The 15,254-nt window shown below is 43.5% G+C and carries 15 protein-coding genes; all 15 read left to right on the top strand.

All coding sequences use genetic code 11. From position 1 onward, the window contains the following. Positions 1 to 28 precede the first annotated feature (28 nt). The 15 genes from nuoG to AAKU64_RS11550 all read left to right on the top strand — a co-directional run bounded on the left by nuoG (position 29) and on the right by AAKU64_RS11550 (position 14,998). Positions 29 to 2,350, top strand: a complete 2,322-nt coding sequence (gene nuoG, locus AAKU64_RS11620) for an NADH-quinone oxidoreductase subunit NuoG (RefSeq protein WP_354331559.1) — start codon at positions 29 to 31, stop codon at positions 2,348 to 2,350. Then, positions 2,350 to 3,420 (top strand): NADH-quinone oxidoreductase subunit NuoH, encoded by a 1,071-nt coding sequence (gene nuoH, locus AAKU64_RS11615; protein ID WP_354331561.1) that lies wholly within the window; start codon positions 2,350 to 2,352, stop codon positions 3,418 to 3,420. Before nuoG ends, nuoH begins: the two co-directional genes overlap by 1 nt. Positions 3,421 to 3,433: 13 nt before the next feature. Further along, entirely contained in the window at positions 3,434 to 3,922 is a 489-nt protein-coding gene (nuoI, locus tag AAKU64_RS11610; protein ID WP_322119441.1) for an NADH-quinone oxidoreductase subunit NuoI, read from the top strand. Between the two features lie 27 nt (positions 3,923 to 3,949). Beyond that, positions 3,950 to 4,612 (top strand): NADH-quinone oxidoreductase subunit J, encoded by a 663-nt coding sequence (locus AAKU64_RS11605; protein WP_354331563.1) that lies wholly within the window; start codon positions 3,950 to 3,952, stop codon positions 4,610 to 4,612. After that, positions 4,609 to 4,917 carry an NADH-quinone oxidoreductase subunit NuoK gene (gene nuoK, locus AAKU64_RS11600; protein ID WP_354331565.1) on the top strand — a complete coding sequence of 103 codons (309 nt, stop codon included), beginning with the start codon at positions 4,609 to 4,611 and terminating at the stop codon, positions 4,915 to 4,917. The genes AAKU64_RS11605 and nuoK overlap by 4 nt, the downstream gene beginning before the upstream one ends. 92 nt (positions 4,918 to 5,009) lie before the next feature. Then, entirely contained in the window at positions 5,010 to 7,076 is a 2,067-nt protein-coding gene (gene nuoL, locus AAKU64_RS11595) for an NADH-quinone oxidoreductase subunit L (RefSeq protein ID WP_354331567.1), read from the top strand. Positions 7,077 to 7,098: 22 nt separating this feature from the next. Further along, on the top strand, positions 7,099 to 8,592 hold the full coding sequence (locus AAKU64_RS11590) for an NADH-quinone oxidoreductase subunit M (RefSeq protein ID WP_354362158.1): 1,494 nt from the start codon (positions 7,099 to 7,101) through the stop codon (positions 8,590 to 8,592). Between the two features lie 100 nt (positions 8,593 to 8,692). Further along, entirely contained in the window at positions 8,693 to 10,168 is a 1,476-nt protein-coding gene (nuoN, locus tag AAKU64_RS11585) for an NADH-quinone oxidoreductase subunit NuoN (protein ID WP_354331571.1), read from the top strand. Between the two features lie 21 nt (positions 10,169 to 10,189). Further along, on the top strand, positions 10,190 to 10,498 hold the full coding sequence (locus tag AAKU64_RS11580) for a DUF2818 family protein (protein WP_354331573.1): 309 nt from the start codon (positions 10,190 to 10,192) through the stop codon (positions 10,496 to 10,498). Then, complete coding sequence (locus AAKU64_RS11575) at positions 10,491 to 11,066, top strand: NUDIX domain-containing protein (RefSeq protein WP_354331575.1); 576 nt, start codon at positions 10,491 to 10,493, stop codon at positions 11,064 to 11,066. The genes AAKU64_RS11580 and AAKU64_RS11575 overlap by 8 nt, the downstream gene beginning before the upstream one ends. A 276-nt stretch (positions 11,067 to 11,342) precedes the next feature. After that, on the top strand, positions 11,343 to 11,780 hold the full coding sequence (locus AAKU64_RS11570; protein ID WP_354331577.1) for a hypothetical protein: 438 nt from the start codon (positions 11,343 to 11,345) through the stop codon (positions 11,778 to 11,780). A gap of 98 nt (positions 11,781 to 11,878) precedes the next feature. Next, positions 11,879 to 12,886: a 4-hydroxy-tetrahydrodipicolinate synthase gene (gene dapA, locus AAKU64_RS11565; RefSeq protein ID WP_354331579.1), complete on the top strand. Its 1,008-nt coding sequence runs from the start codon at positions 11,879 to 11,881 to the stop codon at positions 12,884 to 12,886. A 145-nt stretch (positions 12,887 to 13,031) separates the two neighbouring features. Next, positions 13,032 to 13,700: a nucleotide-binding protein gene (locus AAKU64_RS11560; protein ID WP_354362157.1), complete on the top strand. Its 669-nt coding sequence runs from the start codon at positions 13,032 to 13,034 to the stop codon at positions 13,698 to 13,700. 70 nt (positions 13,701 to 13,770) lie between these two features. Further along, positions 13,771 to 14,418 (top strand): hypothetical protein, encoded by a 648-nt coding sequence (locus AAKU64_RS11555; RefSeq protein ID WP_354331583.1) that lies wholly within the window; start codon positions 13,771 to 13,773, stop codon positions 14,416 to 14,418. A 7-nt stretch (positions 14,419 to 14,425) separates the two neighbouring features. Beyond that, positions 14,426 to 14,998 carry a hypothetical protein gene (locus AAKU64_RS11550; RefSeq protein ID WP_354331585.1) on the top strand — a complete coding sequence of 191 codons (573 nt, stop codon included), beginning with the start codon at positions 14,426 to 14,428 and terminating at the stop codon, positions 14,996 to 14,998. Positions 14,999 to 15,254: the final 256 nt, after the last annotated feature.

Here is a 15,254-nt window from a genome sequence, read left to right as displayed (position 1 = left end):
GCTCAGATAGAGTACTTCAGAGTAAACCATGGTTGAAATCGAAATAGACGGCAAAAAAGTCGAAGTGCAAGAAGGCAGCATGGTAATGGATGCTGCAAATAAACTTGGCACCTACATTCCTCACTTTTGCTATCACAAAAAATTGTCTATTGCGGCTAATTGCCGCATGTGTCTGGTTGAAGTAGAAAAAGCCCCTAAGCCTTTACCAGCTTGTGCTACGCCGGTGACCGCTGGCATGATTGTGCGTTCCAATAGCGATAAAGCGATTAAGGCACAAAAGGGAGTAATGGAATTTCTCCTGATTAATCATCCACTTGATTGTCCAATTTGTGACCAAGGCGGCGAGTGTCAACTTCAAGATTTAGCTGTAGGTTATGGCGCAGGTAGTTCACGCTACGACGAAGAAAAACGTGTGGTTTTTCATAAAAATGTCGGTCCGCTTATTTCTATGGAAGAAATGAGCCGCTGTATTCACTGTACCCGTTGTGTTCGTTTTGGTCAGGAAATCGCTGGCGTAATGGAACTAGGAATGCTTGGTCGTGGTGAGCATGCAGAGATTACTTCGTTTGTTGGTAAGACGGTGGACTCCGAATTGTCCGGAAACATGATTGATCTGTGCCCGGTAGGAGCGTTAACATCTAAACCGTTTCGCTACTCTGCCCGAACTTGGGAGCTGTCTCGCCGTAAATCGATTAGCGCACATGATGGTTTAGGCTCCAACTTGATTATTCAGGTAAAGAATAACAAAGTGATGCGGGTTGTTCCGCTGGAAAATGAAGCAGTCAACGAATGCTGGATTTCTGATAAAGATCGCTTTGCCTATGAAGGTTTAAATAGCACGGAGCGCTTGACTAAACCTATGATTAAACAAGGTGGTCAGTGGCAAGAAACCGATTGGCAGACTGCGTTAGAGTATGTCGCACATGGATTACGGAATATCAAGCATGAGCATGGTGCTGCAGCGATTGCAGCAGCAGCTACTGCTAATTCAACTTTAGAAGAATTGACGTTGTTACAGCGTTTAGTTCGCGGCCTTGGTTCAGATAATGTCGACTTCCGCTTACGTCAGTCAGATTTTTCTATTGATGACAAGGTTAAACCATGGTTGGGTATGTCCATTGTTGACTTCTCTCAATTGAAAAATATTTTTGTAATCGGTTCTTTTCTGCGTAAGGATCATCCATTGTTAGCCGCACGTTTGCGCCAAGCGGTAAAAATGGGTGCAAAGTTAAATGTATTACATGCAACGGATGATGAGTTACTAATCAGTTTGGCAAATAATGCTGTTATTGCGCCATCAGCTTGGTTGAATTTTTTAGCAGAAGTAGCGGTTGTAATTGCGACTAAAAAAGAGATTCCTAAACCTTCCGGTTTTGAACATGTACAAGCATCTGCAGTAGCAGTAGCAATTGCAGAGAGTCTGTTGAAAAATAACTCTGGAGTGTTTTTGGGTAATGCGGCCGCCCAGCATCCTGAGGCTTGTCAATTACATGTTTTGGCACAATGGATAGCGCAAAATGTTAATGCTGGTTTTGGTTATTTAACGGAGGCAGCAAATACGGTCGGTGGATATTTGGCTGGAGCAATACCAAACATTGCTACCAACGCTCAATCTCTATTTGCGAAACCTAAAAAAGCTTATATTTTATTACATGCTGAGCCTGAGCTTGATTGCGCTAATCCTCAACAGGCAAAGTTCGCCCTAGATCAAGCAGAAATGGTTGTTTCTTTATCGGCTTATAAGCATGGACTTGATTATGCTGACGTCTTACTACCTGTTTCCCCATTTACAGAAACCGCCGGTACATTCGTTAATTGTGAGGGACGTCCTCAAAGTTTTCATGGCGTTGTCAAACCGCTAAGTGATACCCGTCCAGCTTGGAAAGTGTTGCGCGTGTTAGGTAATCTATTAGACTTGCCAAATTTCGAATTTGAAACTTCAGAATCTGTTCGTGATTCTGTGTTGGGTGAAAATTTAACCGCATTATCTAGTCGGTTGAACAACATCAGCGCGCAAGTTCCGGTATTCTCGTCATCAGTATCTGCTGGTTTGGAGCGAGTCTCGGATGTGGCAATTTACAGTACTGATGCGATAGTAAGAAGATCAGAATCTTTGCAAAAAACTGTGGATGCAAAAGCACCAGAAGTATTTTTGAGTGCAGCACAATTTGCTCAGTTAAGTTTAAAAGAAGGCGATTACGTCAAAGTGTCACAAGGCCAAGGTTCGGCTACCTTGCCAGCTATGTTGGGTAAAAATTTGCCTGATAACGTCGTGCGAATTGCTGCAGGTCATATAGCTACTAAGTCTTTAGGGCCGATGTTTGGTCCTATTACAGTGGAGCGTGCGTAATGAGTTTGCTGCTCACCATAGAAGGCTATGGCCAACAATATTTAGGTGCTCTTTGGCCACTGGTTTGGACCTTAGTTAAAATTGTGTGCATTACTTTGCCAGTAATGGGGTGCGTTGCTTACTTGACCCTATGGGAACGTAAGATGATAGGCTGGATGCACATTCGCCTTGGCCCTAACCGAGTTGGCCCGGCTGGTTTATTACAGCCAATTGCAGATGCCCTCAAATTGCTTTTAAAAGAAATTATTGTTCCCGCTAAAGCGAATAAAGTACTGTTCATTTTGGCGCCAATTATGACAATTATGCCGGCACTCGCTGCATGGTCTGTCATTCCATTCGGACCAGAAACTGTGTTGGCGAATGTAAACGCCGGTTTGCTTTTGGTTATGGCGATTACATCAATGGAAGTTTACGGAATTATCATTGCAGGCTGGGCATCTAATTCCAAATATGCTTTCTTGGGCGCTATGCGTGCCTCTGCGCAGATGGTTTCTTATGAAATTGCAATGGGTTTTGTGTTAGTTATTGTACTGATGGTATCTGGCAGTCTGAATTTAACTGACATTGTAAATAGTCAAACACATGGTTTTGCTGCAAGTTACGGACTGAATATCTTTTCATGGAATTGGTTACCTTTGTTGCCAGTATTCGTCGTGTATGTTATCTCGGGTATTGCAGAAACTAATCGACATCCTTTCGACGTAGTTGAAGGGGAGTCTGAAATCGTTGCTGGTCACATGGTTGAATATTCAGGTATGTCTTTTGCGATGTTCTTCTTGGCAGAATACGCCAATATGATTTTAATTTCTGCAATGGCATCCCTTATGTTTCTGGGGGGATGGTCCTCCCCACTTGAAATCGCACCTTTAACCTGGTTACCAGGCTGGATATGGCTAGGTTTGAAAACGTTTGTTGTCGTATCGATGTTTATATGGGCGCGCGCTTCTTTCCCACGCTACCGCTATGATCAAATCATGCGTTTAGGTTGGAAAGTGTTTATTCCATTGACTTTAGTCTACCTAGTTATCGTGGCTGCATGGATGCAAACATCCTGGAATATTTGGAAGTAAGAGGCTCAAAAAAATGGAAGCAATTAAAGACTTTTTCGGCAGCTTGATGTTGCGCGAATTGATTAAGGGTTTAGCTCTCACGGGACGCTATATGTTTGCCCGCAAGATTACCGTACAGTTTCCTGAAGAAAAAACACCTCAGTCTCCACGCTTTCGCGGTTTACATGCATTGCGTCGGTATCCAAATGGTGAGGAACGTTGTATTGCTTGTAAATTATGTGAGGCGGTTTGTCCTGCAATGGCAATTACGATTGAGTCAGATTTACGTGAAGATGGTACGCGTAGGACAACTCGTTACGATATTGATCTGACTAAATGTATCTTTTGTGGTTTTTGCGAAGAGTCTTGTCCAGTTGATTCGATTGTTGAAACGCATGTACTTGAATATCACGGCGAAAAACGCGGTGATTTGTACTTCACTAAAGAAATGCTATTGGCCGTAGGTGATCGCTACGAAACTGAAATTGCAGCAGCACGTAGTGTTGATGCAGCTTATCGTTAATCAGGGATAACCAGGATTTAGCTCAATATGGAATTTACAACCATTTTATTTTATGTATTTGCGGCGATATTGGTTTTTGCCGCAGTTCAAGTGATTACCGCACGTAGTCCTGTACATGCAGCATTGTTTTTAGTACTTGCCTTTTTTACTGCTGCTGGTATTTGGTTACTTCTGAAAGCAGAGTTTTTAGCTATTGTTTTAGTATTGGTTTATGTTGGTGCTGTCATGGTACTGTTTTTATTCGTTGTCATGATGCTTGACATTAATATGGATAAGCTACGCCAGGGATTTTGGAGTCATTTTCCTTTAGCCGCCAGTGTTGGTGTATTGATTGTATTAGAAATGTCAGCGGTGTTATGGCGTGGATTTTTGCGGCCGGATAATCGCATTCCAGCATCTGCTGAGAATATAGGAAATACCAAAGCGCTAGGCATAGCGATCTTTACAGAGTACGCTTTTGCTTTTGAAGTAGCAGCGGCAATATTATTAGTAGCCATTGTCGCAGCCGTAGCATTAACTTTGCGTCGTCGTAAAGACAGTAAATATTTTGATCCATCCAAAGCCGTCAAGGTTAAAAGTAAAGACCGAATCCGTATCGTCAATATGGTTGCTGATTCTGAGCGTGCGAGGGATAGAGCAGGTAATGGTTTTAATGCCGCCATTGCTACAGAGAAAACGGAGGCGAAATGACTTTGACATTGACGCACTACCTGATATTGGGAGCAATTCTGTTTGCAATATCTATTGTAGGTATTTTTCTTAATCGCAAAAATATTATAGTTTTGCTGATGGCAATTGAGCTAATGCTCTTAGCTGTAAACATGAATTTCATCGCTTTCTCACATTATTTGGATGATGCGGCTGGACAGATTTTTGTATTCTTTATCTTGACTGTGGCTGCGGCTGAATCTGCAATTGGCCTGGCGATTCTGGTAGTAATGTTCCGTAATTTGGATACCATCAACGTAGAAGATTTAGATGCACTTAAGGGGTAAGTAAATTCTATTAATTTGTATGTTCTAAGATAAGTGCAAATTATGAAATTCACTGGCAGTTTAAAAAAGCAATAAGCTCACAAAGGGTCATTATGGCGGGGCAACTTAACCCACATTTACTACTAGCAGTACCTCTAGCGCCTTTGGCGGGTTCTGCTATTGCAGGTTTGTTAGGCACTAAATTTTTTGGTAACTTAGTTGGTCGTAAGGTTTCTCACACGGTTACTATTTTAGGAGTATTGATAGCTTTCATTATCTCTTGTATGACGCTGTCATCGGTGATTGATGGCGCTACTTACAATGGAACTCTCTACCAGTGGATGCAAGTAGCAGGACTTAAACTCGAAGTCGGTTTTCTAGTGGATAGTCTGACCGCTATGATGATGTGTGTTGTGACTTTTGTGTCGTTGATGGTGCACGTTTATACCATTGGATATATGAAGGACGATGAAGGTTATAACCGATTCTTTTCCTACATATCATTATTCACGTTTTCGATGCTAATGCTCGTAATGAGCAATAACTTCCTACAACTCTTTTTCGGTTGGGAAGCAGTAGGCTTGGTATCTTATCTTTTGATTGGCTTTTGGTATACAAAACCAACTGCTATCTACGCAAATATGAAAGCTTTCTTAGTCAATCGTGTAGGTGACTTTGGCTTCATTTTAGGCATTGGTTTGCTGTTGGCTTACGCTGGTTCTATGAACTACGCAGAAGTTTTCGCTAAAAAAGAAGAGTTGGCTAAATTCTTATTACCGGGCACTAACTGGATGTTGATAACGGTTGCTTGTATTTGTTTGTTCATTGGTGCAATGGGCAAGTCGGCACAATTTCCTTTACATGTATGGCTGCCGGATTCAATGGAAGGCCCGACACCGATTTCTGCGTTGATTCACGCGGCGACGATGGTTACTGCAGGTATCTTCATGGTAGCGCGCATGTCGCCTCTGTTTGAACTGTCAGACACTGCATTGTCTTTCATTCTGGTGATAGGTTCTATTACTGCTTTGTTCATGGGATTCTTAGGCATCATACAAAATGATATTAAACGTGTAGTTGCTTACTCAACCTTGTCGCAATTAGGTTATATGACCGTGGCCTTGGGTGCGTCTGCGTATTCGGTTGCTGTATTCCATTTAATGACACATGCGTTCTTTAAAGCCTTGTTATTCCTTGCTGCTGGTTCCGTGATTATCGGTATGCATCATGACCAAGATATTCGGAACATGGGCGGTTTGCGTAAATACATGCCGATTACATGGATTACATCTTTGTTAGGTTCTTTAGCTTTAATTGGTACTCCATTCTTTTCAGGTTTTTATTCAAAAGATAGCATTATTGATGCGGTGCAAGCGAGCCATATCGTTGGTTCAGGTTTCGCACAATTTGCTGTTCTGGCTGGCGTATTTGTTACTGCATTTTATTCCTTCCGTATGTACTTCTTGGTATTCCACGGGAAAGAGAATTTTGGACATGCGCATGGTCATCAGGATGCGCACGACGACCATCATGCCGACGCACACGATGATCACGACGAACATCATCACGGCTTGGCTCCCGGGCAAAAGCCACACGAATCGCCGATGGTAGTTTGGCTGCCATTAGTGTTACTCGCAATTCCCTCGGTAGTGATTGGTTTCTTTGCGATAGAGCCAATGTTGTTCGGTAATTTTTTCAAGGGCGTTATTTTCGTAGATGAAGCGCACCATTCAATGGAGGAGCTTACCCAGGAATTTCATGGTCCTCTAGCAATGGCTATTCATGCTCTGACATCATTGCCATTTTGGTTGGCCTTAGCAGGTGTTGTTACGTCCTATGTTTTTTATATGCTTAAGCCTGAAATTCCAACGGCGATCAAGAAACATGCGCATGCTATCTATACCTTGCTCGATAATAAATACTACATGGACAGATTCAACGAAATCGTTTTTGCTGGCGGCGCACGTATGCTTGGAAACGGCCTGTGGAACGTTGGTGATAAAGGCCTGATTGATGGTCTGATCGTAAACGGTAGTGCTAAATTTGTTGGCTGGCTGTCTAGAGGCGTCCGCTTGTTCCAAACTGGCTATTTGTACCACTATGCGTTTGTAATGATACTTGGAGTGTTAGGTTTCTTGACCTACTTCATGTTTCCGTTCATGTTTCCTCTCGCTAAATAAGCAATTCATATAAAAAGAACTCATGATGCAGTCAACTTCTTACTTATTAAGCCTGGCAATCTGGTGTCCAATCGCTTTTGGATTATTTGTCCTCGCCTTTGGTAGTGATACAAATCCTGGCTTGACCCGTGGTATTTCGCTGGTAGGTTCACTAGCCAGTTTGTTGGTTACATTTCCTTTAATTCAACGCTTCGATAACACTGCGCATGGAATGCAATTTATTGAAAAAAGTGCGTGGATAGAGCGGTTTAACGTATTTTATGCCCTGGGTATCGATGGTATTTCACTCTGGCTAGTACCCTTGACAGCATTTGTTACGGTGATTGTTGTGATAGCCGCGTGGGAAGTAGTAGAAAAGCAAGTTGCCCAATATATGGGCGCATTTTTGATACTCTCCGGCTTAATGATAGGTGTGTTTTGCGCTACTGATGGTTTGTTGTTCTATGTGTTTTTTGAAGCGACTTTGATACCAATGTTTATTATTGTTGGTGTTTGGGGTGGGCCGAATCGTGTATATGCAGCCTTCAAGTTTTTTCTGTACACCTTGATGGGGTCTTTACTAACCTTGGTTGCGATTATCTATCTGTACTTCAAAGCAGGTAATACATTCGATATCATGGCTTGGCATCAATTGCCTTTGCCATTGTCAACTCAAATCATGATTTTCCTAGCTTTCTTGATGGCATTTGCGGTCAAAGTGCCAATGTGGCCAGTACACACCTGGTTGCCGGATGCTCACGTGGAAGCACCTACCGGTGGTTCAGTTGTGTTGGCTGCGATTATGTTGAAGCTTGGCGCTTATGGATTCTTGCGTTTTTCCTTACCTATCGCGCCAGATGCTAGTCATTACTTGTCTGGCTTTATGATTGCCTTGTCTCTGATTGCTGTGATCTACATTGGTCTGGTGGCATTAGTGCAAGCAGACATGAAAAAATTGGTAGCTTATTCATCGATTGCTCACATGGGTTTCGTCACTCTTGGTTTCTTCATGTTTAATAACATGTCAGTACAAGGTGGCATTGTTCAAATGATCTCTCACGGATTTATTTCTGCAGCGATGTTCTTATGCATCGGTGTCTTGTATGACCGAGTGCATTCACGTCAAATTGTTGATTACGGCGGTGTAGTAAATACTATGCCAAAGTTTGCTGCACTATTCGTTTTATTTTCCATGGCAAACTGCGGCTTGCCAGCAACCTCTGGTTTTGTTGGCGAATTCATGGTGATTTTGGGAGCTGTTCAATTTAATTTCTGGATTGGAATGTTAGCAGCGACAGCATTGATTTTTGGCGCTGCCTATTCACTTTGGATGGTGAAGCGAGTCGTATTCGGAGCGATTGTCCACGAACATGTTGCCAAATTAGCTGACATCAATAAACGTGAATTTTTTATGCTCGGTATTTTAGCGATTGCTGTGATCTGGATGGGTTTGTATCCAGCACCTTTTACAGATGCAATGCAGGTTTCTGTGGCTGATTTATTGAAGCATGTCGCAACATCAAAAATAGCGCCTTGATTGAGCATTCAATATAAATTAAAAGACTGAAAGCAGGCTAACGTTTTTGCAGCCTGCTTAGATCCAGATCAATGCTAGTACCTAGTACAAACGAAACTATATGAACCTGATACCACTTTATCCTGAAATTTTCTTGCTCTCAGCAATCTGCGTTATTTTGCTGATTGACATGTTTCTTGCAGACGATAAGCGCAATGTGACATATGTGTTGAGCATATTGAGTTTGGTCATATGCGGCGTTTTGACTTTGATCAACCCTAGTGGTGACGGCTCAATTTATTTTAGTAATAAGATGTTCGTATCGGATCCGATGTCGAATCTTCTTAAAATATTTTCATACATCGCAGTTGGTTTGACTCTAATTTACGGACGTCAATATGCTTCTGATCGTGGCATGACAAACGGAAAATTGGGCGGTGAGTTTTATGTACTGGCCTTGTTCTCTTTATTGGGACAAATGGTAATGATCTCTGGGAATAATTTTCTGGTGATTTACCTCGGTCTAGAACTCATGTCTTTGTCTTTGTATGCCCTAGTTGCTTTGCGTCGCGATCATACAATTTCTACTGAAGCCGCGATGAAATACTTCATTCTGGGCGCATTAGCTTCTGGCTTCCTTTTGTATGGTATTTCTATGTTGTATGGGGCTACAGGTTCTTTGGATTTGGCCGAAGTTGCTAAAGCTTCTGCTTCACCAGCGGCAAACAAATTAATTTTGGTATTTGGTATTGTCTTTCTGGTTGCTGGTTTGGCCTTCAAATTGGGTGCGGTTCCTTTCCATATGTGGGTGCCCGACGTATATCAAGGCTCCCCAACGGTTGTAACTTTATTGCTGGGCGGTGCACCTAAGTTGGCTGCGTTTGCAATATGTTTCCGTTTGTTGGTTGAAGGTCTGTTCCCAATGGCGGTGGATTGGCAGCAAATGTTGATCGTATTGGCAGTGATGTCGATGGCGATCGGTAATATCACTGCGATTGCACAGACTAATCTAAAGCGTATGCTTGCTTACTCGACTATTTCACAAATGGGTTTTATGTTGCTTGGTCTGTTGTCAGGTGTAGTCGATGGCAATACGAGTTTTGCGGCTGAAGCCTACAGTGCTTCGATGTTTTATAGCATTACCTATGTATTAACTACTTTAGGTACATTCGGCGTCATCATGCTGCTGTCGCGCTCGGGTTTTGAAGCTGAAAATCTCGATGATTTAAAGGGGTTGAATAAACGTAGTCCTTGGTTTGCTTTAGTGATGTTACTGTTGATGTTCTCCTTGGCAGGTATTCCTCCAATGATGGGTTTCTACGCTAAGTTGTCCGTACTTAAAGCTGTTCTGGCTACAGGGCACGTATGGTTGGCTGTTGCAGCTGTCTTGTTCTCCCTGATTGGTGCCTTCTACTACATACGCATTGTCAAATTGATGTACTTTGATCTGCCTGCAGATAATAGTCCTATCATCGCAAGCACCGATATGCGTATTGTCTTAAGTATTAATGGTATCGTGGTATTAGCCATGGGTTTGATGCCTGGGGCATTGATGGCAGCATGCAGTAACGCGATCATCAAGACACTGGCCTCCTGATGTACTTGGTAGGAATCTAAAGTGGATGTATCCGCTTCTAGTTGGCTGGTGATTATTTTATCCATAATCGCCGCCAATTCGCCTTTTTTTAATGAGCGTTTGTTTTCTTTTATCTCTGTGAAAACCTGGCTTGTTAAACCTCTCTGGTGTCGTTTGCTAGAACTGATTGTTCTCTACTTTGTGGTCGGTAGCTTAGCTGGTTTATTAGAAGCTCAAGCGGGTAATCGATTTACACAAACGTGGGAGTTCTACTCAATCACGGCATGTTTATTCTTGGTTCTCGCTTTTCCTGGATTTGTTTATCGTTATTTGAGAAAACAATATGGATAAATTGACTTTGGATGCAGCGACAAATCCACATTTGGCAGAAACTAAAGTCAGCGGTGAGTTGGCCTACTCCGGTAGTTTTCTTAAAGTAGAAAAAGATACGGTGAGCTTACCCGACGGTAAGCATGTAACACGCGAGTACATCAAACATCCCGGCGCAGTTGTTATCTTGCCTGTATTTGATGACGGTACTGTACTAATGGAACGCCAGTTCCGTTATCCGTTGAATCAAGTCTTTATTGAATTCCCAGCCGGTAAGATCGATCTTGATGAGGATGCTTTAGTATGCGCTCAGCGTGAATTACGCGAAGAGACAGGCTATACAGCGACTGACTGGCGCTATCTATGCACCATTCATAATGCGATTGCTTATTCTGACGAACACCTGGATATTTTTCTTGCACGCGGCCTGATTGCGGGTGAAGCGAAGTTGGATGAAGAAGAGTTTTTAGAAACTTTTCATGCCACTTTGCCCGAGTTACTCGATTGGGTTAAAACAGGGAAAATTACGGATGTAAAAACAGTGATCGGTAGTTTCTGGCTACAAAAAGTACTCTCTGAAAATTGGTGAGTATCTAAAAATCACAAAAAAATTGATCAGATAGATTAAACCCAGATTTTCCATTAGACCGCTACCACTTGTCGCTGTTCCAATGGAAAATCTGGGTTAAACGCATAACTGAAGACCAAGTCAGCCACTTTGAAAAAAAGTGGCTTTTTTGTTGGCAGAGTAAAAAGCCGATAAATCATTTTTATGTAATGTTTATATCTTCAGCGGACCTTTTTAGAGAATCTTTACTGCGCCGGTGCTATCTTGGAATCACCACAACAACCCGTGCAAATCTCCATGAATCGCATTACTTCTATTAGCAGTTCTCCGCGTTTTTCTCTGGTCTCTGCATTGACCTCGATGAGCACAACAGCATCTGACGTCAATAACAATAGTAACTCTTCTCTGGCAAGACAAAAATATGCGTCACCGACAGTCACTTTGCTTCCCAAAGTTTCTTATCGCATTCAACGTCAAGCTGTTACGCCAGATTTTATGATGCGTATTACGGTAGATAGCGATTGTGCCACTGAGTTAAGACATTTGATTTTGAATCGTTGCGGCAAGATGGTGACTTATATCCGCATGCAGCCTGTGGATCATGCGAGTCGTATGATCGTTTGGTTGTGCCTCGCTAAGCCAGCGGTTGAAACCATTATCCATGCCGTGATGACTGCCTTGCCTAGCGCTGAGTTCGGCAAAATCACCCCAATTTCTCCAACGCCTGCCCGCTAGATTTTACGTTCGCTCAAGTTTGCTTAAGTTTCATCAGCGCGAAGAGCGTTACAAATTTTGAGAAGTCAAACCATTTGTCCTTATATAAGAAGCTGATCATGACTACTTTTGATGGTATTTGGGTGCCTTTGGTCACGCCACTCCGACAACAAAAAATTGATTTGAGAGCCGCTCAACAACTTGCTCTGCAAATGACTGATGCAGGCGTCAAAGGTCTGGTTGTTTGTGGCACTACCGGTGAGGCCGCGACCCTTGATGATACAGAACAAGCACGATTGCTCGCTGCGATTCAAGAAGCGGTTCCTGCCAATTGTCCTGTCGCATTAGGTTTAAGTGGTAGCGGTACGCATGCGATGGTAGAGCGCTTGAAACGTTTTGGTACTGCGCCAGCCGCTTACCTGATTTCTGCACCCGCTTATGTTCGTCCATCGCAAGAAGGTATTCGCTTGCATTTTGAAGCCTTGGCCGCGGCGAGTGAGCGTCCCATTATTTTATATAACATTCCCTCCAGAACTGGCGTAAATATTGATGTGGAAACGATCGCGGCGCTTGCCGCTAATCCTAAGTTTGTCGCAATTAAAGATTGCGGCGGTCAATTATATCAAACCAGCGCACTACTTAGCCAGAGCGGACTCAATGTTTTATGCGGTGACGACGCATTGATGTTTGATGTATTTGCCATGGGTGCGCAGGGCGCTATTTCTGCATCCGCACACATACGCCCAGATTTATTTGTCCATTTATTGTACTTAATACGGCACTCAAAAACGCGAGAAGCCTTAGCCTTATTTAGTCAATTATTACCATTGATTAAAGTCTTATTTTCGGAACCAAATCCAGCGCCCGTCAAAGCTGCTTTATCCATGTTGTGGGGCATGGAAGACAGCGTGCGCTTACCGATGACACCCATGTCCAATAAGGGAAAACTCCAGTTAGCAAAAGTCTTGGAGCAAGTAATGGCGATACCTAGTCCCAGCGTATTAAATTTTAACTCACCGAAAATATCACAGAGTGAATTGCAATTGCAGTTAATCACCGAGACGACATTTTGTCCTAAATGTTCTGCTGAGCTGGCTTCAGAACAAAGTGCAGAACTGGTTCATTGAACACCATAGTACTTACGCAAAACTGCTCCAGCTGCGTTACAGCTCCTAGCCGTACTAAAGTAATGTCGTCGTCGCTGCGCCTTACTGGGACAATTTTGCGGAAGTCCTAACCGATTAAAACAGAGTCAGTATAAGAAAAGAAACTATGATAATTACGATTGCAAACCAGATTGGCGGCACCGAAAAATCAATGCTGGCGGATAGTCTTGCGGCCTTACGTACCCAGACCGGGCGCAGAGTTTTGTTGCTTGATAACGACCCCAAACAATCCTCTATAGGTTGGTGCGCTGAACGCAATGCCAGTGGTATCAGTCCTGCCGTAATGGCGCGTGCTATTAGTGGCAAAGGCATGCAGCCAGAGTTAGAAAATTTAGGTTGTCGCTTTCAAGACATCGTAATTGATACCGAGGCTCGTGATTCTCTTGGCAGCAGATCGGCACTGATCGCTGCAGGTTTGGTGATCGTTGCCTTGGACTCCGATCAATTTAATGTAGGTATGCTTGATGCTGTAGATTCAAATTGCTTTAGCGAAGACAAACTCACCGCAAGAATCGCCACCGCACGTGAACTCAATCCCAGTCTTCGTATTCTCGTTGTCATCACTTACCGGTCCACCTATCCCACATTCGCCTGCTTAGACGCTGTCAGACAATTTGTCGCCAACATTCCCTGTGCAGAATTCTTTGCCCGACCGATACACGCTGATGCAGTGTTGCATCAAGCCTACCAAGAGGGACTGGCAATCAGCGAATGTGCAGATCAGCAAACAGCACAAGAAATACAAGATTTATACAGCGAAGTTTTTGGTGATTAAGTGATCTTTTAGCGCCGCTATGTCATTTACCTTCTCATTTTTTATTGTGCTACTTTTGGTACTGAATCCCATGTTAAGCATATCGCCTAAGTTGATCGTAAAGTCTCAGTCCGATTTGCTAATGACGACGGGAGTGAGCTCAGGACTAGCGCCTTCACCAAGCAATCGCCAGATTCTCGTCGCGTGTACTGGCTTGTTGTTGATATTGCTTTTACTCTCCTTATTCGGGCAATCGTTTCGATATTGGATTCCAATATCGGTAGCCAATACGGCGAGCCTGCAAGTGAGTGCTGGATTGATTTTGTTACTGGCTGCGCTGGGTATGGTATTTTTTTCTAAGACGACGAAAGTGTCTCCTCGTACCAATCAACAGATTAATGATTTAGCTAATCACAAAGCTAATCGTGCAGCTAATCAAACCCCCGATCCGTTCGATGAGAAGCGCTGGTCTTTGCTACGGCTTTTTAGCCCGACCGCAATGATGACTGTCTTGTTGTTAAGCGCGATACAGCCAGAGCATGCGCGGCAAATTGTGGCTGCGTTGGCCGCCGCCATGCTGGTGCTGACCATTCTTCTTATCGCGCTAAAAAATGTACAAAACTATCGTAGATTCGCATTAGTTGCTAATGGCTTTCAGACCTTGTTAGGTTTGATTCTGGCAGTGATTGCAATCGATAGAATGTTGACTGGTCTTCACCTGTATTTTCAACATGGATAGGACACAGATGATTTTGACCATGGTAGCTGATCCCTCGCTGCATTCAATGCGCGTAAGTGCCACGCTGGCGAAAGCCCTTGCACAGCAGCGGGCAGATGCCGGCAGAAATGTGCTGCTGGTTTCTCAGCAGTCCGACGCGGAGCTTGGTTGGAATGCGATCGAGCTAAAAGCTGGCGCGGCATTGCATTCAATTTGCGCCGGTAGTCTGGCAGCCAAGTTGGAAACGACTTACTGCGCTTATCACACCACCTTGATTCATTTATATCAGGATCAAGACCGGCAGCAGCATCTGGAACATCATGCCTTGATGGCGTCTTGCGATATGGCGGTATTCCATTTGCACGCAGCACATTTTGATGTCCAGGCGCAGCAGCGCTTGCTAACGCAGATCGCCGCGGTACGCTGCCATCATTGGGAGCGTCCGATACTATTAGCGATTGAAACTGCCGCAGCCAGCCTTGAGCAAATTGCCAGCCTCAGCGCGCTGGAGAAAAATCTACAGGTCAAAATCGTTTTGCTACCAGCCGGAACCGACAGCACCGACAGATGCAAGAGTCTGTACAGAGCGCTGTTCCTTTAAAACACATCGCTTTAATCTATATCGCTTTAATACTTGTTGAGATTAGCGGATTATTGCGCGGCAGATTAATTGGGGAAAAGCTGGATTTCGGTTCACTGTAAAGTCACATCTCAGGGTTTCTGTAGTAGCTTGATTGAAATATACTCCCCATTTATTTTTCTAAAAATGCGGCGGATTCAAGTACGAAGAGCAACATTGAATAAAAAGTCAAAGGGTCAGATGCGATAGCATTCTGCCTTTTGACCAGCCAGTCGAA

It is taken from the genome of Undibacterium sp. GrIS 1.8 (assembly GCF_040544445.1).
In the GTDB taxonomy this organism is placed as follows: Bacteria; Pseudomonadota; Gammaproteobacteria; order Burkholderiales; family Burkholderiaceae_D; genus Undibacterium.
The sequence above is the reverse complement of the archived record's forward strand: the minus strand, read 5'-3'. Positions and strand labels throughout refer to the sequence as shown.